This window comes from Henriciella mobilis, assembly GCF_003576285.1.
GTDB lineage: Bacteria > Pseudomonadota > Alphaproteobacteria > Caulobacterales > Hyphomonadaceae > Henriciella > Henriciella mobilis.
In genome coordinates, this window is record NZ_QWFX01000016.1 from 377,818 (window position 1) to 397,480 (window position 19,663).

The following is a 19,663-nucleotide window of genomic DNA, read 5'->3' on the forward strand; positions in this document are numbered from 1 at the left end:
TTGATTCGGAAGGACCAAGCGCATGAGCCTCGACCTTCATTCCCATGATATTTCCGCCGATCCGCTCGATCTTGTTGAAGCGTGTCTCGAAAACGCAGGCTGGGAACACCAGCGCGAGGATGACACTGCCATCCAGTGCATCGCGCAAAGCCGCTGGGGTGAGATGGGCGCGCTGTTCGCGGCCCGTCAGCAACCGCCAGCCCTGCACTTTACCCTGACACTCGACCTCAAGCCGACCGCCGCCCGCCAGACCGCGATTTCAAAACTGATCCTGATGGCAAATGAACGCCTGTGGCTCGGCCACTTCGATTACTGGATCGAGGACCAGGTCGTCCTGTTCCGTCATACCCTTCCGATGCTCGACCGGGTCGAGCCTGATCCCGGTGAAATCCGCGCCGTCCTCGCGGCTGCAACCGATGCGGTGAACATGTTCGTGCCCGCGTTCAACTTTGTGATCTGGGCCGGCAAGTCGCCTGAAGAAGCGATCGACGCAGCGCTATTCGAGACCGATGGCGAAGCCTGAGCCGGGTATTACCCTTATCGGCGGCGGGCGTATGGGCTCGGCGCTGGCTGGTGGCTGGATAAAGGCCGGCCAGTCGGGTCCCATTGCGATCCACGATCCCGGCCCGTCCGACCTGCTGAAGGGCTGGCAAGCCGATGGCAAGATCGCGCTGAACCCGGCACCGGAACCCGCCTCGACCCTGGTCGTCGCGGTCAAGCCTCAGGTCTTCGGCTCCATCGCCGATGATATCCGCAAACATGTCGGACCCGACACGCTTGTCCTGTCGATCATGGCAGGCATCACGCTGGATGGCCTGTCGCGAACGCTTCAGACCAAACGGGTGGCCCGCGCCATGCCGAACACGCCCGGCCTTGTCGGCAAAGGCATGACGCTGCTTTGCCTGCCGGACGACGCCTCTTCGGAAGATGCAGCCTATCTGAAAGAGCTGCTTACGCCGCTGGGCGATGTCGAAGGCCCGATTGGCGAGGACAAGATTTCAGCAGCCACGGCCATATCCGGCTGCGGGCCGGCCTACGCCTTTCTGCTCGCAGAAGTCATGGCAGCCGCCGGCAAGGCCCACGGCCTCGACGAGGCGCTTGCCCTCCGCCTTGCCAAAAAGACGGTCGAAGGCGCTGGCGCGCTGATGATGGATGCCGCCGAGCCTCCTTCCAAGCTTCGCGAGAACGTCACCTCACCGGGCGGCGTCACGAAAGCCGCGCTCGACGTCTTGATGCGCGAGGGCGCGATGCCATCTCTCATGGAAGAAGCTGTCGGGGCGGCGATCAAACGGGATCGCGAACTCTCAGGAGACTGAGCCTTGGTCGAAGACCGCAGGAGTATTCTCGAAATGGGCGTCCGCGCGGCGCTCAAGCTGGCGGCTGAAACGCCGTGGGGCGAGCTGACCCTGGCCGAGATCGCAGACGAAGCCGGGATCCCGCTCGAACAATTCCACGGCGTTGCCGACAAGGACACCATCGCCGACTCGGTGGAGCGCTATTTCGACCGCGCGATGAGCGAAGGCTCCTTCGACGAGGAAGAAACCCCGCGCACCCGCCTGTTCGATGTGATCATGCTGCGCTTCGAGGCGATGGAAGACTATCGCACCGGCCTGCTCTCCCTGATGAAATGGCGCCAGACCCAGCCTGCGCGCCTGCTGGCGCTGGTGGCTGCGCGTCACGCCTCGGCCAGCTGGGCCCTGGTCTGCGCCGGGCTCGACAAATCCGAGACCCTGCCAAAACCGCTTCGTGCTACCGCCATCGCCTGGTGCATCGCGCAGGCCGAACTTGCCTGGCGCAAGGAAGAGTCTGCCGATCTCTCACGCACCATGGCCAAGCTCGACGGCGAACTGCGCAAGATGGAAGAGCGCGCTGGCTGGTTTACCGGCCGCCGCCGGAAGAAACAGCGGGCCGAAGACGAGGTTGAGCCCGCAGCCGATGCGTCCACGGACCAGGCTGAGTGATCGCGGCGTTTGCATTTTTAGTATTTGGCCCTAGGCCCTCTGCATGACCGTCATTCCGCACACCCTCGCCCCGCACCTTGCCAGCATGAAAGGCATACGCCACGGCTTCTTCGGCCGTCAGGGCGGCACGTCCGAGGGCATTTATGAAAGCCTCAATCTGGGTATCGGCTCGGATGACAAGCCCAAAGCGGTGATGCGCAACCGGCGGCGCGTGGCCGACACGATTGGCGTGAAGGAGGTCGACCTTCTCCTCTCCTGCCACCAGATCCATTCCGACCGCGCCATCCTTGCCACCATGCCTTGGGGAAAGGACCGCCCGCAGGCCGACGGCATGGTAACGGACCTGCCCGGCATTGCCCTCTGCATCCTCACGGCTGACTGCGTCCCCGTCCTCTTTGCCGACCGCAAGGCCGGGGTGATCGGCGCCTGCCATGCCGGCTGGAAGGGCGCGCTTGGCGGCATTTGCGAAGCGACCATCGCCAAGATGGAAGAGATCGGCGCCCACCGTAAAGATATCCACGCCGCCATCGGCCCCTGCATCGGCCAGGAAAGCTACGAAGTCGGCCCGGAATTTCGCGACGAGTTCCTCAAGCAGGCCCCGTGGAGCGGCAACCTCTTCCATGCCGGACAAGGCGACCGGTTCCACTTCAATATCGAGACCTTCGTGAAGAACCGGCTACTTCAAACCAAGATCGCCTGGGTCGACGTCATCGGCCACGACACCTGCGCCATGGACGAGATGTACTTCTCCAACCGCCGCCGCAATCACCTGGGCGAACCCGACTATGGCCGCCAGGGCTCGGTGATCATGCTGGAAGGGTGAGGCCCCTGCGCCCCACCTGCACCCTTTTCCTTGCGACTCGGCGCGCCTTGTTCCAAAAGCACCGCAAACGGACTAACGGGAAGGGCTGACCTGAGCGATGAAACTGATTTCCTGCAATGCCAACCGGCCGCTCGCAGAAGCCATCGCCGACCATCTCGACTGCCCGCTCTCGAATGCCGAGATCAAGAATTTCGCAGACAATGAGATCTTCGTGCGCATCAACGAGAATGTGCGCGGCGAGGACGTCTTCGTCATACAGTCGACCTCCAAGCCGGCCAATGACAACCTCATGGAACTGCTGATCTGCATTGATGCGCTGGTGCGGGCATCAGCCAGCCGCATCACGGCCGTCATCCCCTATTTCGGTTATGCCCGGCAGGATCGCAAAACCGACGGCCGCACGCCGATTTCAGCCAAGCTGGTCGCCAATCTTATCGCCAAGGCCGGCGCCGACCGCGTCCTGACCATGGACCTGCATGCTGGCCAGATCCAGGGCTTCTTCGACGTTCCGACGGACAACCTCGTCGCCATGCCGGTGATCGAAAAGGATATCCGCACCAGCCATGCGAGCGATGATGTCATGGTCGTCTCACCCGATGTCGGCGGCGTGGTGCGGGCGCGCAACCTCGCCAACCGGCTGGGTGTCGATCTTGCCATCGTCGACAAGCGCCGCCCGGAAGCCGGCAAGTCGGAAGTGATGAACATTATCGGCGATGTCTCGGGCCGCCACTGCATCATGGTCGACGATATCTGCGATTCCGGTGGCACGCTGGTCAACGCGGCAGCCGCGCTCAAGGACAAGGGCGCCAGCGGCGTCAGCGCCTATGTCACCCACGGCGTGCTGTCGAACAATGCGGTCAAGCGGATCGAGAAGTCCGTCATGGACGAGATCGTGATCTGCGACACGATCCGCCCGACCGAAGAGGACTTCAAGTCCAAGAGCCTGCGCGTGCTGTCGGTCGCGCCGCTGCTCGGCGAAGCGATCCGCCGCATCGCCAATAATGAGAGCGTCTCGAAACTCTTCGACTGATGTAAAGTCACCCCTGCGGCATTATCGCGGGAACAGGCCCCTCCTCCTGGTGTTGGTTTCGTAACGAACCAGCAACAAGGAAGGGCCAAGAAATGGCTGACAGTCAAAGACTGGGCGACATGCTCACCACCATCAATCCCGCAACCGGCGAAGAGCTGGAACGCTATCCGCTCATGGGCGACAGCGATGTGGAGAACACGATCCGGAAGTGCCATGAGGCATTCCTGGACTGGCGCCATGAAAGCCCGGAAAAGCGCGCCGAGATCATCAAGGCCATCGGGGACGGGCTGCGCTCGAAGAAGAAAGACCTTTCGCGCCTGATGACCAACGAGATGGGAAAGCTCGTCAAACAGGGCGAGCAGGAAGTCGATCTCTGCGCCGGCATCTGCGACTGGACGGCGGCCAACGGCCCGAAGGAACTCGCTTCCGAGGAGCGAGAGTTGCCGAATGGCGGCAAGGGCCGGATCGCCTATTCGCCGATCGGCGTGGTCTACGGCATCCAGCCCTGGAACTTCCCGACCTATCAGGTCATCCGCTATGCCATCGCAAACCTCATGGCGGGCAATGGCGTCCTGCTGAAGCATGCGGAGTCGGTGACCGGCTCCGGCCTGATGCTGGAGAAAATCTTCCGCGAGGCCGGCCTGCCGGACAACCTCTTTTCGGTCCTGCGCATCAGCCATGACCAGTCCGACGCCGTCATCGCGCACAAGCTGGTGCGCGGCGTGACGTTGACGGGCAGCGCGTCTGCGGGCCGGATCATTGCCAAACAGGCGGGCGAGAAGCTGAAGAAGACCGTCCTCGAGCTCGGCTCGAACGACGCCTACATCGTGCTCGCCGATGCCGATCTTGAGAAGGCCGTGCGCCAGTGCGTCATGGGCCGCGTCTACAATAATGGCGAGACCTGCGTGGCCGCCAAGCGCTTTATCGTCGTCGACGAGATCTTCGATGCCTTCCGCCATGAATTCGTGAAGGCGATGAAGGACGTCAAAATGGGCGACCCGCTTACCAATGAGGGTGATATCGGCCCGATGGCGCGTAAAGACCTGCGCGATGACCTGCATGAGCAGGTCGGCAAGAGCGTGGAAAAGGGCGCGCGTATCCAGTGTGGCGGCGAAGTGCCTGATGAGGATGGCTGGTGGTATCCGGCAACCGTCCTCGACAATGTCCAGCCCGGCCAGCCGGCCTATGACGATGAGCTGTTCGGGCCCGTCGCTTCGCTCATCCGCGCGAAGGATGCCGAGGATGCCATGCGCATTGCCAATGACAGCCGGTTCGGCCTCGGCGGCGGCATTTTCACCGAGGACACCGACAGAGCGATCGAACTGGCCGAAAAGCATTTCGACACCGGCATGGTGTTCATCAACGGCTTCGGCCTCGCCCAACCCAACATGCCCTTCGGCGGCGTGAAGGATTCAGGCTATGGCCGCGAGCATGGCGGCTTCGGCCTGAAGGAGTTCGTCAACGTGAAAGCCATCAATGTGATGGGCTGAGGCATGCAAAAGGAAAGGCTCTCTTGCCATCGGGGCAAGAGAGCCTTTCACCTGATAGCTATCCACCCTAGCCGTTCGTATAGAGCACGAGGCCAGCGGTCTTTCGCGGGTCGACCGGGCTCATCTTCACATCGCCTGTCTCAGGGTCGAGCGTCGGTTCCCAATGCTCGAGATGCAGGTGCGGCCCCGTCGCGCGGCCGGACATCCCGACATGACCGATGACCGATCCGGCCGTCACCTCTTCGCCATGATGCACGAAACGTTCGGACAGCTGCGCAAACCGCATCTTGCTGCCATCGCCATAAGCGACCTCGATGGTTTCGCCATAGCCATCCTTGTAGCCGGAGAAAATGACCTTGCCGCAGGCCGGCGCGTGGACCGGGGTCCCCAGCGGCGCGCCGATATCGGTGCCATTATGGAAGGCAATCTTCTTCTTGATCGGATCCTTGCGCTCGCCAAAGTCTGAGGTGACGCGCGCCTCCGGGCTGAGCAGGACAGCAAAGTCGAACGAGGCTTTCTTGCCCTCTTCAGACGATGCGATGACGTCTTCCCCGCCGGCCTGGGCGAGAGCGAGCGGCGAGAGCGCCAGCGCGACCAGGCTGGCGCCGAGCGCCATGATCGGACGCGACTGCGCGGGGCTTGGCTCCAGCAGGCGGCTGAGGCGCCGGGGAAGGCTCTTGCGGCGCGGCAGGATAAAGGCGGCCACTGGCAGGGCACGCAGGGGCGCGGCAATCCGTGCGGCCTGAGCCAGCGTCCGGGCATAGCCGATGCGGTCACCGCTGAGGTCTGATGCAATCTCGTCGCAGACAGCCTCGCGCCAGAAATCCAGCTGGCGGCGCATCATCCAGGAAAATGGCGAGAACCAGAACACATCCGCCACGATCCGCTCGAGCGGCCGGGTGATCAGGTCACCGCGCTTCAGGTGAACACATTCATGGATCGCGATCTGGCGCAGGTCCCGCGGCTCGGTGAGCGCTTCCGGAACGTAGATTTCCCGCCGCAGAAAGCCCGCGATGAAGGGCGAGCCGCCGGGGATGCTGCGGATAGCGGGGACCCGCTCAAGGCCCAGCTCTGTCAGGGGCAAGGCGTCGATAAGGTGCCGTTTGGGCGTCGAGCGGGATTTCAGCCGCTGCAGGCGGGCCTGCGCGAGGAGGGCTGCGCCGAACCGTACCGCCCAGCCTGCCGCCAGCACGATCATCAGGGCTGGTACGGTCCAGGACCATTCAGGGCCTGACACGGCGGTCTTCAGGCTTGTGGTGGCGCTGGTCATGAGACCAGCGGCCGGCTCGACATAGGGAATGTCCGGCAAGGCTGCCGGCAGCCTGGCGGGTATCAGCTTCGACAATCCGATCACAGCCAGCGGCGCAACCGACAGCAAGGCCGCGCCGCGCCAGACCAGCTGGGCAAACCGCGCCTGCACGCGCCCGGATGTCACCAGGCTGGCGATACCGGCTAGGAAGCCGGTCCAGAGGATAATGAAGATAACCAGCCAGGCGATGCTCATTTTTTCTCGTCCCCTTTGGCGTTTTCCTTGTCTTCGGCGGCGTTGATGATCGCGTCGAGTTCGTCGAGTTCCTCTTCCGACAGGTGCGGGCTATCGGCGAACAGCGCAGCGGGCACCGGTCCTTTCAGATCCAGCACCTGGCGGGCAAGCTGGCGGACCAGACCGCCCAGCGTTTCGACCCGGTCCAGCACGGCAACATAAAAGGCAGCCGCTTCCGGCGACTCGCCGTCGCGCTTGACCCAGCCTTTGGTTTCCATGCGATTGATAACGGTACGCGTCGTCGAGAGCTGCCAGTCGCGCGCCGGCCCGACGGCATCGTGGATCTCACGTGCCGTGCGCCGTCCTGCCGACCACAGATATTTCAGGATGACGAGTTCTGATGAGTTTGGTTTGGACATTGTGTGGTGACCCTTCCACGTTACAGCTGTCACTTTACTGATTTATGTGTGACATCTGTAACGTATTGCGTCAAGCCCGATTCAGTGGGCCGGTTGTCAGGTCCGGCTGCTTCGTGTAATGGCCCACGCTTCAGAAAGGGCGGCGCAAGGCCGTTCCTGTCAGGCTGTCACCGGCGGAAGGTTCCGCAGGCGGACTTCAGGGCGAAAGGAAAGAACATGTCCAGCAAGATCAGTCTCAATGTGACCGTGCGCGAGCGCACCGGCAAGGGCGGCGCACGCGAAGCCCGCCGCAATGGCTACGTCCCCGGCGTCCTTTATGGCGGCGGCGAAGACCCGGTTGCGATCAATCTGAAACTCAACGAAGTGATCCGCGCCGTGAACTCCGGCCAGTTCCTGACCTCGACGGCCAACCTGGTCCATGACGGCAAGAAGCAGCTGGTCATCCCGCAAGCGATCCAGATGCACCCGGTCACCGACATGCCGCAGCACGTTGATCTCTATCGCGTGAAGGCGAGCCAGGTCATCTCCGTTGAAGTGCCCGTCCACTTCCACAATGAAGAGAAGTCGCCGGGCCTCAAGCGCGGCGGTGCGCTCAACATCGTTCGCCACGCGGTCGAACTGCATGTGCGCGCCGACAGCATTCCGGAACAACTCGATGCCGACCTGACCGGCCTGGATATCGGCGACAACGTCAAGATTTCCGACATCACCCTGCCGGAAGGCGCCGAGCCGACCATCACCGATCGTGACTTCACCATCGCAACGATTGCTGGCCGCATGGCTCAGCCGGCAACCGAGGATGAAGAGGCACCGGAAGCCGACGAAGTCGAGGCCATCAAGCAGGACGAAGAAGAAGGCGGCGAAGAAGAGAGCGGCGAATCCGAGGAATAGTCACCCGGATACTGGGCTGGCTGACTGGCCAGTCCAGGCCCTCGGGGCCTGACACGGGTGCGAGCGCGGAGCCTGTCATGCAGATTCTTGCAGGCCAGGGAAATCCCGGCGCGAAGTATGCCGGAAACCGGCACAATCTCGGTTTCATGGTCCTTGACCGTATCGCATCCGACCATGGCTTCGGCCCGTGGAAGCAGCGTTTCCAGAGCGAGGCCGCTGAAGGTACCATCCAGACCGCGAACGGTCCGGTGAAGCTGCTCCTGCTGAAACCGCAGACCTTCTACAATGAAAGCGGCCGCGCCGCTGGCGAAGCTGCGCGTTTCTACAAGCTGCCGGCAGAGGCCGTCACTGTCTTCCATGACGAGATCGATCTGGCGCCCGGCCGTGTGCGCGTGAAGCGCGGCGGCGGCCATTCCGGCAATAATGGTATCCGTTCCATGCTGGCGCATCTTGGCCCGGACGTGCGCCGCATCCGGCTCGGTGTCGGCCATCCTGGCGACAAGACCAAGGTGATGCCCTATGTGCTCGCCGATTTCGCGAAGGCAGAGAAGGAATGGGTCGAGGCCCTGCTGGACGCCTGCTCCCGCGCACTGCCCTATCTCGTCGAGGGCAATGACGAGCGTTATCAGACGGAAGTCCTGAGACTGGCGCCGGCGCCCAAGTCCGATCCGCGCAAGGACGCGCGCGAAAGCTAGCGGCCGCGGCCTATTCGGCCGGTTCTGCCTCTTCGGTATCGTCGATGATCGGCCCAGTGCGCAGCGGCGGAATCTCGATCAGTGAGCGCGGCACCTGGCCGGGCGGACAGACATCCATCACGACAGGCCGCGCATTGGCGATCGCCGGCATGCCGGCCGCCGGCGCACTCGCCGTCGTTGTCGAGCGGAAAGCGTAGGCCAGCAGCATCATCAGGACGATGCCGGCGATGATCGGGCCAAGCATGACCCAGCCGATCTCCTGACGGTCTTCATCGCGCAGCGACGGTTCGGCCGGGCGCCGATACGGCATCGCGGACGGCGAGACAGGCGGGTTCAGCTTGATCTTCGGAACGAGGTTGTCGGTATTCGGCGTTTCCGGCGCGGCCGTATCCTTGGCTGGCGCCGCGTCGGACGCTGCCGGTGTGCTGGCACCCGCCGCTTTGGTCGCAGTCTTGCTGGCCGTGGTCTTCTTCGCAGCCGGCTTCTTGGTCGCCGCTTTCTTCTTCGCCGCAGCAGCCTTGCCTGCAAGCGAAATCGGGTCGCGCGGATGCGCCTTCTTCCAGGCATCCTTGGCTTCGGTGTCGCCCGCGGCGATCTTCAGGAAGTCCGACAGGTCCTTGCGGCGCTGCTTCTTGCCCAGCGCGTCGGCCAGGTCGAACAGCCCGTTCGGGATTCGCTTCGGGCCCATGCCTGTCAGCTTGAACCGCTCATCCTTGTCGAATGGCTCGTCTGGAGTCGTCGCGTCGAGATCGGCCTGGAACAGGGCGTTCCTGCGCGAGCGCGCAAGGTGCGCAATCGAATGCACCCAGTCGCTGTCGCCTGTGCTCGTGTCACACGCCGCCTTCGACCACAGCACCAGCACGGCGCCGGACCTGTTGGCATCGTTCAGGTCGCGCGTGGTCGGCGTGGTGTGCTCACGCTTGGCGTCGTAGCGGACCCTGAATTTCAGCGACCGCAAGCGCTTTGCGACCAGTTCAGCTTTCGCCTTGTCCGCCATGGCAGACGCGATCATCACGTCATAAGCCATCGATAGTCCTCCGGGTTTTACCCACACCTGATGCAAGCTTTGCGCCTGTCTTCAGCCCTGAATACCAGTTTCTACACACAAAACACCCTGTCCTGCTGCGCAAAATGCGCTATGCCGCTCGCCGCAAGACCAGCCGGAGGAGTGTTCCATGGGATTCAAGTGCGGCATCGTCGGCCTGCCGAATGTTGGCAAGTCCACCCTGTTCAATGCGCTGACCCAGACAGCGGCCGCCCAGGCGGCGAACTATCCGTTCTGCACGATCGAGCCGAATGTTGGCGAGGTCGCCGTGCCTGAACCGCGCCTTGCCGAGCTGGCCAAGATTGCCGGATCCAAGGAAATCATTCCGGCGCGGATGAACTTCGTCGATATTGCCGGCCTCGTCGAAGGTGCCTCCAAGGGCGAAGGCCTCGGCAACCAGTTCCTTGCCAATATCCGCGAAACCGACGCGATCATCTACGTCCTGCGCTGCTTCGAGGATGACGACATCACGCATGTCGCCGGCCGCGTCGATCCCATCGCCGACCTCGATATCGTCGAGACCGAGCTGATGATCGCCGACATGGAGAGCCTGGAGAAGCGCCGCGCAGGCGTCGAGAAGAAAGCCAAGTCCGGCGAGAAGGAAGCGAAGGAAACCCTGGCGCTGCTCGACCTCGCGCTCGCCGAACTCAATGAAGGCCGCCCGGCGCGCATGGCCGATGTGCCGAAGGAAGACCGCAAGGCGTGGCGGATGCTGCAGCTGCTGACCGCCAAGCCGGTCCTGCTGGTCGCCAATGTCGATGAGGAGAGCGCGGCCACAGGCAACAGGTATTCAGAGGCCGTCATGGAACGCGCTGCAAAGGAAGGCGCCGAGGCCGTTGTCATATCGGCCCAGATCGAGGCCGAGATGGCCATTCTGGACCCAGCCGAGCGGGCCGAGTTCCTGGAAATGCAGGGCCTCGAAGAGCCGGGCCTCAACCGTCTCATCCACGCCGGCTACAAGCTGCTCGGCCTGCAGACCTATTTCACGGTCGGCCCGAAGGAGGCCCGCGCCTGGACCATTCGCAAGGGCTGGACGGCCCCGCAGGCCGCTGGCGTCATCCACGGCGACTTCGAGAAAGGCTTCATCCGCGCCGAGACCATCGCCTATGACGATTTCATCGCCTGCGGCGGTGAAACGGCGGCCAAGGAAGCGGGCAAGATGCGCGCGGAAGGCAAGGAGTACGTCGTCCAGGAAGGCGACGTGATGCACTTCCGATTCAACGTCTGAGGCGATTGGGCCCACCCCCTCAGATTGATCTGAAGTTCATTGGAACACGCTCCGGTTGCCCTCCGTTGGTTGGGCATCAAAGAAAGGAGCCAACCATGACACTCAGCAAACATTTCTTTTCCGCCCTTCTCGCCTCAACCGCCCTTGGCGCAGCCATCACGATTGCGCCGGCACCGGCATCAGCCGAATCCGAAGCGACCGACGACACCTATCAGTGGCGCACCTTCGAAGATGTCGATGTTGACCGCAGCGGTTTTGTCGAAGACGGCGAGTACTATGCCTATGCATTCGGCATGGCCGACTGGGACAATGACGGCTATCTCGAAGACACCGAATGGGTCTCCTTCACCGAAACCTTCCATGACGACTGGGACCTCGATGAGGAGGCTTACACCGAATACGACTCCGATGGTGATGGCATGATCGACTTCGTCGAATATGCCGATGCCACGAACGATGCCGACCTGTTCGACGACTGGGACTTCAATGATGACGACGCCGTCGACACTCAGGACTGGGATCAGGTCCGCGTCAAATATTACGATGACGAGTAAATCGGTCCGATGACCCAGACGCCATTCGAGCCGAATGGCGCGCCGCCCGCCTGCCCGACCCTGTGCAGGCGGGCTTTTTGTGATCTGCAGGAGTCCCGCTAGACAGCGAGAACCAAACACAATGCGGTTGCCACGCCATGCCCAAACTCCTCATCGTCTACTTCTCCCGCACCGGCGGCGCCAAGCAGATGGCCAAAGCCGCCTTCGAGGCCGCGCAGTCCGAAGACGGCACCGAGACTATCCTGAAATGGGCTGAAGACGCCGGGCCGGACGACCTGCTCGCCGCCGACGGCTATATCTTCTGCGCACCGGAGAACCTCGCTGCCATTGCCGGCGGCATGAAGGAGTTCTTCGACCGGTCCTATTATGCCGTTCTGGGCAAAATCGAGGGACGGCCCTATGCGCAGATGATCTGCGCCGGCTCCGATGGCGAAAACGCGATGAAACAGACCGCGCGGATCGCGACCGGCTGGCGGCTGAAAGTAGCGCAGGAGCCGTTCATCATCTGCACCCACGCCCAGACAACCGAGCAGATCCTCGCCGACAAGACCATCGGCGAGGAAGACCTGCAAAAGTGCCGCGAGCTCGGCGAAGCCATGGCCGCCGGGCTCGCCATGGGCGTCTTCTAGCGCGGCTTGTCCGGCGCCTGGTACATGGACAGGGTGTGACCGTCGGGGTCGGCGAAATCAGCCGTCAGGCCGCCGTCCGGGGCGTGCGAGACCGGGGGCACAATCGTCACCCCCTTTGACGCCAACCCCTCAACGATCGCCTCGATCCCGCCCTCCGCGAGTTCGAAGACGGGGACCGGGCTGTCGCCCTGCTTGCCCGGCATCTGGAAGAAGATGAGGCTGACACCATTGGCCATGCCGGCCATCAGCCAGTCAGCCCCGCCGCTTTCGCCCGGTTCGCCGGGCATGCGGTTCAGGTCCAGGCCGAGGGTTTCCCTGTAGAACGCCTCCGTCCGGTCGATGTCCGAGACATAGAAAACGATGGCGCCGATATTCATTTTTGCGAGCATGGATGTCTCCCCTTTTCTGGTGGCTCACCCTGCTGTTGCCGCGTGGCCGGCTTTTGTGAGCTGGCAATGACAAATAAATGCCCGTCCGGGTCATGGCTGGCGAGGAAACCGCCGCGCGCCTTCAGCCGCTCGACCATGCTGCGCCGGAGCGCACCAAAGGGTAGCGCACCCTGCAGCGCCGGGCCGCCCTCGCCTTCCGGCGAACCGTCCAGGGCGCGTTTCAGCTGCGATATCCGCTGGCGCAGCGCGGTGTCCGACAGGCCGAGCAGCCAGGCGATTTCCGGCCGCGTCGCCCCGGCAAAGGCAAGCAAGGCGACCAGCCGCAGCGAACGCGGCAGCGCGGACACATCCGGCAGGCCAGCGGTGCTGCCTTCAATGTTCAGAGCTGCCCCGTCCTGCCAAGCCGTCTCGCGCGTGCGCCGGCGCACCGCTCCGCGAGCCGCCATGCGCGCCTTGTTGCGGATCACGCCTTTCAGCCAGGCCCGTGTCTGTCCGGATGTAAAATCCGTTCGCCCGGCCTCGATCGCGGCCAGCAGCGCCTGCTGGACAAGATCGTCCGCCTCATCCGCCGACCGGGCGTGCCGGCGCGCCACAGCTTTCAATGACGGGTCCATACTCGCGATCATGCCCCACCCTGCCTGCCGCTCCACACTGGACGGCGCCATTTGTTCCTTGTATGTTCTGAGCGCTTGCGGACAAGAGAGTCAAGCCGAATCGGACTAGGAATAATGCCATGGACGCTTTCATCACCATCGGCTCGGTCGGCCTCGACCTTATCCACCTCATCCTTTTCGTCACCGCGGCCGCGCTGGCCGGCGTCCTGGTCTGGATGCGCGGCGAGCTGCAGACGCGCGCGGGCGACGTTGAGCGAGACCTCGCCCACACACAGGAGTTGCTCGAAACGGCCAAGGCCGAGCGCGAGGATTTGCGTCAGCAGCTGAAGACACAGGCAGCGGTTGCCGAAGAGGCAAAGATCGCTCTCGCCCGCGCCGAGGCGCGCAGTGAGGAAGACGAGAAGAAGTTCGCCGACCTCGCCCAGCGCGTGCTCGACCAGTCGAGCCGGCGCTTCCTCACTCAGGCTGATGAGCATTTCAAACGCCACAAGGAAGGCGCGCAGTCCAACCTCAAGGAGCTGATGAGCCCGATCAACAAGAACCTTGAGGACTTTGCGAAAAAGGTCGCTGACCTCGAAAAGGTCCGGGCTCAGGACAAGTCCGCCATTCAGGAACAGGTCAAGGCCATTGGCGAGAGCCTGAAGATGCACACGACCGAGACCAACAAGCTCGTCACCGCGCTGTCTGCCCCGAAAGGTGGCGGTCGCTGGGGCGAGACGACGCTGCGCAATGTCATGGAGCATGCCGGCCTTTCGGCCCATTGCGACTTCTCCGAACAGGTGCATGACCGCGTCGACGACAAGTCGATCCGCCCGGACGTGATCATCAAGCTGCCCGGCGGACGCGAGATCGTGGTCGACTCAAAGGTCTCCATTGAGGACTATCTGAAAGCCCTCGACGAGACCGACCAGGCTCGCCGCGCGGCCTATCTCAAGGCGCATGGCCAGAAGGTTCGAGAACACATCAAGCGCCTTGGCTCGAAGGACTATCAGAGCGCCTTTTCCAAGCGCGTGGACTTCGTCGCCCTCTTCATCCCGGGCGAGAATTTCTACGTCGCCGCCCTCGAGCACGAGCCGGACCTGTTCGACTTCGCGGCCGCCCGCCAGGTCATCGTGGTGACGCCGTCCACCCTGCTCGCGCTCGCCAAGGCCGTCGCCTATGGCTGGCGCCAGGAACAGGCGACCGAGAATGCCCGCCAGGCCGCGGAGCTTGGCCGCGATCTCTATGCCCGTCTCACCACGCTGGGCGGCCATGTCGAGAAGGTCGGCAAGTCGCTGAATGGCGCGGTGGACGCCTATAACAAGCTCGGCTCCAGCCTGACCTCTCGCGTCCTGCCAGCGGCCCGCAAGTTCGAGGATTTGCAGATCGCCCCGCCGGAAAAATCGGTCCCGGAGATCGAGACCATCGAGAAACGCGCCATGCTGCCGGACCGCACCGGCGAGCTCGATTTCTCCAGCGCCGACAATGAGGATGAGGAGGATGCGGCGTAGTCAGCCACCAGCGTTGATTTTCCGCCGCCCGCCACCTATTTTCTTCGAATGGCCATTCGTGAAATCATCACCGTCCCGGACCCGCGTCTGAAGGAAGTCTCCAAGCCCGTCGAAGGCGGCGTCACGGATGAAATCCGCGCGCTGATGGATGACATGCTGGAGACCATGTACGACGCCCCCGGCATCGGCCTCGCGGCGATCCAGATCGGCGTGCCCAAGCGCGTCATCGTGATGGACCTTGCCGGCGAAGGCGAGGAGCCCAATCCGCGCTATTTCGTGAACCCGGAAATCCTGCCGCTGACCGAAGACCTGGCGCCTTATGAAGAAGGCTGCCTGTCGGTGCCGGACGTGTTCGACGAGGTTGAGCGCCCGACGCGCTGCCGTGTCAGGTACCTCGATTACAATGGCAAGGAAGTCGAGGAGATTGCCGAGGGCATGTATGCGGTCTGCATCCAGCACGAGATGGACCACCTCGAAGGCACGCTCTTCATCGACCACCTGTCGCGGCTGAAACGCCAGCGCGCCATCGACAAGGTGAAGAAGGCGAACCGCCTGAACGCCAAGGCCTCGAAGTCGCGTGCTCGTTCCACACCGGCCACGGTGGCCTAGGACAGATTATTGCTGGGCAATTGACATTTGACGCCTCACCACGGCTGGACCGTGGTGCCCATCTCCAATGGTCGATTTTCCTGAGAACTCCGGGGATGGACCGAACGGTCAAGCCGCAGGGCCGCGTCGGTTTTCACCGAGCCGCTTGCACTTCCCCGCCGCTTCGCTAGACCCCGCCACATGACGACACCCCTGCGCATCGCCTTCATGGGCAGCCCTGATTTCTCCGTGCCGGTCCTCGCCGCCCTCGTCGAGGCGGGTCACGAGATTGCCTGCGTCTATTCCCAACCGCCCCGCCCGGCAGGCCGTGGCAAGAAGCTGCGCCCGACCCCCGTGCATGCCTGGGCAGAAGACCATGGGTTTGAGGTGCGCACGCCCAAATCCCTCAAACCCGCCGAGGAGAAAGCCCGCTTTGCCGCCCTCGACCTCGATGCCGCCGTCGTCGTCGCCTATGGCCTGATCCTGCCACAGGCGGTGCTCGATGCGCCGCGCCTTGGCTGCCTGAACATGCACGCCTCGCTGCTGCCGCGATGGCGCGGCGCCGCGCCGATCCAGCGCGCCATCATGGCCGGGGACGAGATGACCGGCGTGCAGGCAATGATGATGGAAGCCGGCCTCGATACCGGCCCCGTGCTCGCCAGCGAGGAGACGCGCATCTTTCCCTTCGACACGGCCGGCAGCCTGCACGACAAGCTCGCCGACCTCGCCGCCGACCTCGCCCCGCGCGCGCTGGAAGGCCTGGCCGATGGCAGCCTGAAACCGGTTCCTCAGGCCGAGGACGGCGTCACCTATGCTTCGAAGATCACCGCCGCCGACCAGCGCATCGACTGGTCGCAGCCGGCCCACGCGGTCGACTGTCAGATCCGGGGGCTTTCGCCCTTCCCCGGCGCCTGGTTTCACTGGACGCCTGCGGGCGAGACCGAACCGCTGCGGATCAAGGCCCTGTCCAGCCGCCTCACAGACGAAACCCATGACCAGCCGCCAGGCACCGTGCTGGACGACACGCTGCACGTGGCCTGCGGCGATGGCGGCGCGGTGCGCCTGCACGCCTTGCAGAAACCCGGTTCGCGCGCCATGGAGGCAGACGACTTCCTGCGCGGTAACAAGGTGGCGAAAGGCACCCGCTTCGAATGAGAGACATCTGGACCCGCCTCGCCCGCCCGGAAGACGCCGACGCCATCGCCGCGCTCAATACCGAGGCCTTCGGCTCACCGGCCGAGGCCAACATCGTCGCCCGCCTCGCTGAAGACGGCGACAGCCTCGCCTCGCTGGTTGCCCATGACGACCGCGACATTCTCGGCCACATCCAGTTCTTCCGCATCCTCGTCGATGGCAATGACATCGCCGCCGGGCTCGGCCCGATGAGCGTGAAGCCGGGCCGGCAGGCATCGGGGATCGGACGCGGGCTCATCAAGCTTGGCATGACGATGATGGAAGGCCAGGGCCGCGGGCTGGTCTTCGTGCTCGGCCATGCCGACTATTATCCGAAATTCGGCTTCTCGCCCGCCGTCGCCGCCCGCTACCAGGCGCCATGGTCGGGCCCGGCCTTCATGGGCATCGAACTGCGCGAGGACGCCCCGCGCGAAGGTGAGCTCACCTATCCGAAAGCCTTCACGGCACCCGCATGAGCCAGCGTGTCCGCCTCCTGATCGAATATGACGGCCGGCCCTTCTATGGCTGGCAGCGTCAGGACGACCAGCCGACCGTACAGGGCGCGCTGGAAGACGCCTGCGCCATGCTCGACGGCGCGCCGGTCCTGGTGCAGGGCGCCGGGCGCACCGATGCTGGCGTCCACGCCACAGGTCAGGTCGCGCATATCGACCTCCTAAAGCCGAGGCCGATCCGCAAGATCGCCGACGCGCTGAACTTCCACCTGCGGCCCAAACCGGTCGCCGTGCTGAAGGCCGAGGAAGTCGACCAGAATTTCCATGCCCGTTTCTCCGCAACGGGGCGGGCCTATCGCTATATCATCGTCAACCGGCGCGCGGACCTCACCGTCGACAAGGGCCTTGTCTGGCGCGTGCCCCAGCAGCTCGACACCGATGCCATGCAGGCCGCCGCCCGCCACCTGATCGGCGAACATGACTTCTCAACCTTCCGCGATGCCGAGTGCCAGGCAGCCAGCCCCGTCAAGACGCTCGACACGCTCGAGGTTCACCGGATGGCGGGCCGGGTGGAGATCACAGCCACGGCCCGCAGCTTCCTGCACCGGCAGGTCCGCTCCATTGTCGGCAGCCTGGTCGAGGTCGGCCGGGGCGTGCGAGATCCGGGCTGGATGAAGGAGATCCTGGAAGCATGTGAGCGCTCAGCCTGCGGGCCGGTCGCTCCGCCGGACGGGCTCTATCTTGAGCGGGTGATGTATGAAGACCATCCCTGGGGTCAGGCGACAGGAAAGTGAGGCCAGGTGAGAGACCGGCGCCGGATCGTGATCTCGGGCTGCTCTTCGGGCGGCAAGTCCTCCCTGCTGGGCGAACTGTCAGCGCGCGGGTATCACACCGTCGAGGAGCCTGGCCGGAATATTGTGCGCGAGGCGCTGGCGACGGGCGGGGACGCGTTGCCATGGATCAACCCCGAAGCCTTTGTGCGCAAGGCGATCGAGTATGCGCACGAGACCCTGCATGCTGTTGCGAACCTCGACGCGCCCGTTTTCTTCGACCGGTCCGCCGTCGACGCACTGGCGCATTTCGAGCGGCTGTCGATTTCCGCGCCGCCTGAGCTGAAGGCGATCGGAGAGGCCTGCCTTTATTCCAACCCTGTCTTCTTCGCTCCGCCCTGGGAAGCACTCTACGAACAGGATGACGAGCGCCCGCTACCCTTCGACATCGCCGTGCTCGAATATCAGTGGCTGCGCCATGCCTATCCGAAACGCGGCTATGCCATCATTGACCTGCCAAAAGCAAGCGTGGCGACACGGGCGGACTTCATGCTACGAGCACTCGGCCTGACACTCACGAAAAAGACCTGAGCCATGCCCAAGATCGACCTTGCCGCTGTGCCCGAAAAGAGCGGTACGAATTATCCCGATCCACATGCCATGAAGGTAAAGGCGCGGCGCTGGAAGCCCGTCGGCGATGCGGGCGGTCTCAGCCTGATCGGCGTAAACTATTGCACCATCCCGCCGGGCACATGGTCGAGCCAGATGCATGACCACAGCCATGAGGATGAATTCGTGATCATCCTTTCAGGCGAAGGCCGGCTCGTCACCAGCAAGGGCGAGGACATTTTGAAACCGGGGGAGATGGCGGCCTTCCCGGCCGGGGGCGAGGCCCATCATATTCGGAATGAAGGCAGCGAAGACCTTGTCTTTCTCGTTGTCAGCAACCGGAACGAGATGGATGGCTGCACCTATCCCGGCCTCGACATGAAGGTCGGCCCGGACGGCATCTACCGCCATGAGGACGGAACGCCCTACTGATCAGGCCAGCCGCTTCTCCATCGCCCAGTTGTGGATCGAGACGCCGTCGACATTCAGCTCCCGGCGGCGAAGAATGAGAAAGCCCGCCTTCCGGAAGACAGGCTTTGCCGCTTCGCTGGCCTCCGTGAATAGCCGGTCGATCCCGACAGAGCGCGCATTGCTTTCCACTGCTTCCAGCAAAGCCGTCGCAACGCCTTGCCGGGCAAAGGCCGGATCGCAATAGAGCATGTCGATATGACCGTCGGCGGCATGGTCGCTGAAGGCGATGGCCCGGTCCTCGCGGTCCGTCGCGATGAAGGTTACCCGGCCGTCGGAATAGAGCCCATCGAGGCGTTCGGCACTGACGCGCGGGCCCGACCAGGCCGCGACCTGCTCGGCTGAATAGAATTCCCGGCCGATCTTGCGGACCGCTCGCAGGAAGATGTCTTCCATGCGGCCGGCATCCTCAGGCTGGTAGGGGCGGATCTTCATGTCTTTCTCAGAAATCCGGCAAGAACCAGCGCTGTCCCCGCCAGCATGGCCAGCGTCAGCGAGAGCAGCATAACCGAGACAATCGCTTCCTGCCATCCCGGCGCCGTGGGATCCGGCGAAATAATCGGCGTCAGCTGTCCCGTGCCCCAGAAAGCCGCAAGACTTGTCGCCAGCCAGTTGGCGACCGTCCCGAAAGCCAGGAGCCAGAAGCAGAGCGGTTCGAGCTTTTCGCCCAGCGAAACATGCGGCCAGGCTGCGCCCAGTGCGATCAGGAACATGCCATTGGTGAGCCCCTGCATGTGCGCCGACAGGCCCATTCGGGGATTGGCCATGATCCCCGGAAGCAGGCCGGAGACCAGTCCGAGCAGGAACAGCGCCGCCCCCAGCACCAGAAACCGCTTTTGAATTGTCATGTCTTCCTCCCTGT

Annotated in this window: 25 protein-coding genes; 18 read left to right on the forward strand and 7 right to left on the reverse strand. The window is 63.5% G+C overall.

The window, feature by feature from the left end; all coding sequences use genetic code 11:
- Positions 1-22 precede the first annotated feature (22 nt).
- From D1223_RS17220 to D1223_RS17245, 6 genes are all read left to right on the forward strand, one after another.
- Entirely contained in the window at positions 23-523 is a 501-nt protein-coding gene (locus tag D1223_RS17220; protein WP_119377584.1) for a type III secretion system chaperone family protein, read from the forward strand.
- Positions 510-1,316, forward strand: a complete 807-nt coding sequence (proC, locus tag D1223_RS17225) for a pyrroline-5-carboxylate reductase (RefSeq protein ID WP_119377585.1) — start codon at positions 510-512, stop codon at positions 1,314-1,316. Before D1223_RS17220 ends, proC begins: the two co-directional genes overlap by 14 nt.
- Positions 1,317-1,319: 3 nt before the next feature.
- The gene (locus D1223_RS17230) at positions 1,320-1,961 is read left to right on the forward strand and encodes a hypothetical protein (protein ID WP_119455268.1); all 642 of its coding nucleotides are present in this window, start codon (positions 1,320-1,322) and stop codon (positions 1,959-1,961) included.
- Between the two features lie 43 nt (positions 1,962-2,004).
- Entirely contained in the window at positions 2,005-2,784 is a 780-nt protein-coding gene (gene pgeF / locus D1223_RS17235) for a peptidoglycan editing factor PgeF (protein ID WP_233350019.1), read from the forward strand.
- 97 nt (positions 2,785-2,881) lie between these two features.
- A complete protein-coding gene (locus D1223_RS17240) occupies positions 2,882-3,814 on the forward strand; it encodes a ribose-phosphate pyrophosphokinase (RefSeq protein WP_119377587.1) in 933 nt (310 codons plus the stop codon).
- A gap of 92 nt (positions 3,815-3,906) precedes the next feature.
- The gene (locus tag D1223_RS17245) at positions 3,907-5,304 is read left to right on the forward strand and encodes an NAD-dependent succinate-semialdehyde dehydrogenase (RefSeq protein WP_119377588.1); all 1,398 of its coding nucleotides are present in this window, start codon (positions 3,907-3,909) and stop codon (positions 5,302-5,304) included.
- Positions 5,305-5,371: 67 nt separating this feature from the next.
- Here D1223_RS17245 and D1223_RS17250 read toward each other — a convergent pair whose 3' ends face one another.
- A complete protein-coding gene (locus tag D1223_RS17250; protein WP_119377589.1) occupies positions 5,372-6,808 on the reverse strand; it encodes a M23/M56 family metallopeptidase in 1,437 nt (478 codons plus the stop codon).
- Entirely contained in the window at positions 6,805-7,206 is a 402-nt protein-coding gene (locus D1223_RS17255; protein WP_119377590.1) for a BlaI/MecI/CopY family transcriptional regulator, read from the reverse strand. The genes D1223_RS17250 and D1223_RS17255 overlap by 4 nt, the downstream gene beginning before the upstream one ends.
- Positions 7,207-7,422: 216 nt before the next feature.
- Here D1223_RS17255 and D1223_RS17260 point away from each other — a divergent pair, with 216 nt between their 5' ends.
- Both D1223_RS17260 and pth read left to right on the forward strand, forming a co-directional pair.
- Positions 7,423-8,097 carry a 50S ribosomal protein L25/general stress protein Ctc gene (locus D1223_RS17260; RefSeq protein WP_119377591.1) on the forward strand — a complete coding sequence of 225 codons (675 nt, stop codon included), beginning with the start codon at positions 7,423-7,425 and terminating at the stop codon, positions 8,095-8,097.
- Positions 8,098-8,174: 77 nt separating this feature from the next.
- Entirely contained in the window at positions 8,175-8,792 is a 618-nt protein-coding gene (gene pth / locus D1223_RS17265) for an aminoacyl-tRNA hydrolase (protein WP_119377592.1), read from the forward strand.
- 10 nt (positions 8,793-8,802) lie between these two features.
- Here the strand turns inward: pth and D1223_RS17270 are convergent, their stop codons facing one another.
- Positions 8,803-9,819: a TIR domain-containing protein gene (locus tag D1223_RS17270; protein ID WP_119377593.1), complete on the reverse strand. Its 1,017-nt coding sequence runs from the start codon at positions 9,817-9,819 to the stop codon at positions 8,803-8,805.
- Positions 9,820-9,967: 148 nt separating this feature from the next.
- On the opposite strand from D1223_RS17270, the gene ychF reads away from it, so the two are divergent.
- The 3 genes from ychF to D1223_RS17285 all read left to right on the forward strand — a co-directional run bounded on the left by ychF (position 9,968) and on the right by D1223_RS17285 (position 12,248).
- Complete coding sequence (gene ychF, locus D1223_RS17275; RefSeq protein WP_119377594.1) at positions 9,968-11,065, forward strand: redox-regulated ATPase YchF; 1,098 nt, start codon at positions 9,968-9,970, stop codon at positions 11,063-11,065.
- A 95-nt stretch (positions 11,066-11,160) separates the two neighbouring features.
- Positions 11,161-11,619 (forward strand): EF-hand domain-containing protein, encoded by a 459-nt coding sequence (locus D1223_RS17280; RefSeq protein WP_119377595.1) that lies wholly within the window; start codon positions 11,161-11,163, stop codon positions 11,617-11,619.
- A gap of 137 nt (positions 11,620-11,756) precedes the next feature.
- Complete coding sequence (locus D1223_RS17285; protein ID WP_119377596.1) at positions 11,757-12,248, forward strand: flavodoxin family protein; 492 nt, start codon at positions 11,757-11,759, stop codon at positions 12,246-12,248.
- On the opposite strand, the gene D1223_RS17290 is transcribed toward D1223_RS17285, so the two are convergent.
- Both D1223_RS17290 and D1223_RS17295 read right to left on the reverse strand, forming a co-directional pair.
- Positions 12,245-12,637, reverse strand: a complete 393-nt coding sequence (locus D1223_RS17290) for a VOC family protein (RefSeq protein WP_119377597.1) — start codon at positions 12,635-12,637, stop codon at positions 12,245-12,247. The two genes, D1223_RS17285 and D1223_RS17290, sit on opposite strands and share 4 nt — an antisense overlap.
- Entirely contained in the window at positions 12,622-13,263 is a 642-nt protein-coding gene (locus D1223_RS17295; RefSeq protein WP_119377598.1) for an RNA polymerase sigma factor, read from the reverse strand. Before D1223_RS17295 ends, D1223_RS17290 begins: the two co-directional genes overlap by 16 nt.
- A gap of 107 nt (positions 13,264-13,370) precedes the next feature.
- On the opposite strand from D1223_RS17295, the gene rmuC reads away from it, so the two are divergent.
- The 7 genes from rmuC (at position 13,371) to D1223_RS17330 (ending at position 18,765) form a co-directional block, all read left to right on the forward strand.
- Entirely contained in the window at positions 13,371-14,741 is a 1,371-nt protein-coding gene (gene rmuC, locus D1223_RS17300; RefSeq protein ID WP_119377599.1) for a DNA recombination protein RmuC, read from the forward strand.
- A 48-nt stretch (positions 14,742-14,789) separates the two neighbouring features.
- Entirely contained in the window at positions 14,790-15,350 is a 561-nt protein-coding gene (gene def, locus D1223_RS17305) for a peptide deformylase (RefSeq protein WP_119377600.1), read from the forward strand.
- A gap of 180 nt (positions 15,351-15,530) precedes the next feature.
- Complete coding sequence (fmt, locus tag D1223_RS17310) at positions 15,531-16,484, forward strand: methionyl-tRNA formyltransferase (protein WP_233350017.1); 954 nt, start codon at positions 15,531-15,533, stop codon at positions 16,482-16,484.
- Entirely contained in the window at positions 16,481-16,978 is a 498-nt protein-coding gene (locus D1223_RS17315; RefSeq protein ID WP_119377601.1) for a GNAT family N-acetyltransferase, read from the forward strand. The genes fmt and D1223_RS17315 overlap by 4 nt, the downstream gene beginning before the upstream one ends.
- The gene (gene truA, locus D1223_RS17320; RefSeq protein ID WP_119377602.1) at positions 16,975-17,748 is read left to right on the forward strand and encodes a tRNA pseudouridine(38-40) synthase TruA; all 774 of its coding nucleotides are present in this window, start codon (positions 16,975-16,977) and stop codon (positions 17,746-17,748) included. Before D1223_RS17315 ends, truA begins: the two co-directional genes overlap by 4 nt.
- Before the next feature lie 6 nt (positions 17,749-17,754).
- The gene (locus tag D1223_RS17325; RefSeq protein ID WP_119377603.1) at positions 17,755-18,315 is read left to right on the forward strand and encodes an AAA family ATPase; all 561 of its coding nucleotides are present in this window, start codon (positions 17,755-17,757) and stop codon (positions 18,313-18,315) included.
- 3 nt (positions 18,316-18,318) lie between these two features.
- A complete protein-coding gene (locus D1223_RS17330) occupies positions 18,319-18,765 on the forward strand; it encodes a cupin domain-containing protein (protein WP_119377604.1) in 447 nt (148 codons plus the stop codon).
- On the opposite strand, the gene D1223_RS17335 is transcribed toward D1223_RS17330, so the two are convergent.
- Both D1223_RS17335 and D1223_RS17340 read right to left on the reverse strand, forming a co-directional pair.
- On the reverse strand, positions 18,766-19,236 hold the full coding sequence (locus D1223_RS17335; RefSeq protein WP_119377605.1) for a GNAT family N-acetyltransferase: 471 nt from the start codon (positions 19,234-19,236) through the stop codon (positions 18,766-18,768).
- Positions 19,233-19,649, reverse strand: coding sequence for a hydrogenase (locus D1223_RS17340; RefSeq protein ID WP_119377606.1), 417 nt, complete (start codon positions 19,647-19,649; stop codon positions 19,233-19,235). Before D1223_RS17340 ends, D1223_RS17335 begins: the two co-directional genes overlap by 4 nt.
- Positions 19,650-19,663: the final 14 nt, after the last annotated feature.

Excerpts from the sequence above, each read along its gene's own strand:
- D1223_RS17220 (WP_119377584.1), top strand. The coding sequence starts at position 23 with ATGAGCCTCGACCTTCATTCCCATGATATTTCCGCCGATCCGCTCGAT.
- proC (WP_119377585.1), top strand. The coding sequence starts at position 510 with ATGGCGAAGCCTGAGCCGGGTATTACCCTTATCGGCGGCGGGCGTATG.
- pgeF (WP_233350019.1), top strand. The coding sequence starts at position 2,005 with ATGACCGTCATTCCGCACACCCTCGCCCCGCACCTTGCCAGCATGAAA.
- D1223_RS17240 (WP_119377587.1), top strand. The coding sequence starts at position 2,882 with ATGAAACTGATTTCCTGCAATGCCAACCGGCCGCTCGCAGAAGCCATC.
- D1223_RS17245 (WP_119377588.1), top strand. The coding sequence starts at position 3,907 with ATGGCTGACAGTCAAAGACTGGGCGACATGCTCACCACCATCAATCCC.
- D1223_RS17250 (WP_119377589.1), bottom strand. The coding sequence starts at position 6,808 with ATGAGCATCGCCTGGCTGGTTATCTTCATTATCCTCTGGACCGGCTTC.
- D1223_RS17255 (WP_119377590.1), bottom strand. The coding sequence starts at position 7,206 with ATGTCCAAACCAAACTCATCAGAACTCGTCATCCTGAAATATCTGTGG.
- D1223_RS17260 (WP_119377591.1), top strand. The coding sequence starts at position 7,423 with ATGTCCAGCAAGATCAGTCTCAATGTGACCGTGCGCGAGCGCACCGGC.
- pth (WP_119377592.1), top strand. The coding sequence starts at position 8,175 with ATGCAGATTCTTGCAGGCCAGGGAAATCCCGGCGCGAAGTATGCCGGA.
- D1223_RS17270 (WP_119377593.1), bottom strand. The coding sequence starts at position 9,819 with ATGGCTTATGACGTGATGATCGCGTCTGCCATGGCGGACAAGGCGAAA.
- ychF (WP_119377594.1), top strand. The coding sequence starts at position 9,968 with ATGGGATTCAAGTGCGGCATCGTCGGCCTGCCGAATGTTGGCAAGTCC.
- D1223_RS17280 (WP_119377595.1), top strand. The coding sequence starts at position 11,161 with ATGACACTCAGCAAACATTTCTTTTCCGCCCTTCTCGCCTCAACCGCC.
- D1223_RS17285 (WP_119377596.1), top strand. The coding sequence starts at position 11,757 with ATGCCCAAACTCCTCATCGTCTACTTCTCCCGCACCGGCGGCGCCAAG.
- D1223_RS17290 (WP_119377597.1), bottom strand. The coding sequence starts at position 12,637 with ATGCTCGCAAAAATGAATATCGGCGCCATCGTTTTCTATGTCTCGGAC.
- D1223_RS17295 (WP_119377598.1), bottom strand. The coding sequence starts at position 13,263 with ATGATCGCGAGTATGGACCCGTCATTGAAAGCTGTGGCGCGCCGGCAC.
- rmuC (WP_119377599.1), top strand. The coding sequence starts at position 13,371 with ATGGACGCTTTCATCACCATCGGCTCGGTCGGCCTCGACCTTATCCAC.
- def (WP_119377600.1), top strand. The coding sequence starts at position 14,790 with ATGGCCATTCGTGAAATCATCACCGTCCCGGACCCGCGTCTGAAGGAA.
- fmt (WP_233350017.1), top strand. The coding sequence starts at position 15,531 with ATGACGACACCCCTGCGCATCGCCTTCATGGGCAGCCCTGATTTCTCC.
- D1223_RS17315 (WP_119377601.1), top strand. The coding sequence starts at position 16,481 with ATGAGAGACATCTGGACCCGCCTCGCCCGCCCGGAAGACGCCGACGCC.
- truA (WP_119377602.1), top strand. The coding sequence starts at position 16,975 with ATGAGCCAGCGTGTCCGCCTCCTGATCGAATATGACGGCCGGCCCTTC.
- D1223_RS17330 (WP_119377604.1), top strand. The coding sequence starts at position 18,319 with ATGCCCAAGATCGACCTTGCCGCTGTGCCCGAAAAGAGCGGTACGAAT.
- D1223_RS17335 (WP_119377605.1), bottom strand. The coding sequence starts at position 19,236 with ATGAAGATCCGCCCCTACCAGCCTGAGGATGCCGGCCGCATGGAAGAC.
- D1223_RS17340 (WP_119377606.1), bottom strand. The coding sequence starts at position 19,649 with ATGACAATTCAAAAGCGGTTTCTGGTGCTGGGGGCGGCGCTGTTCCTG.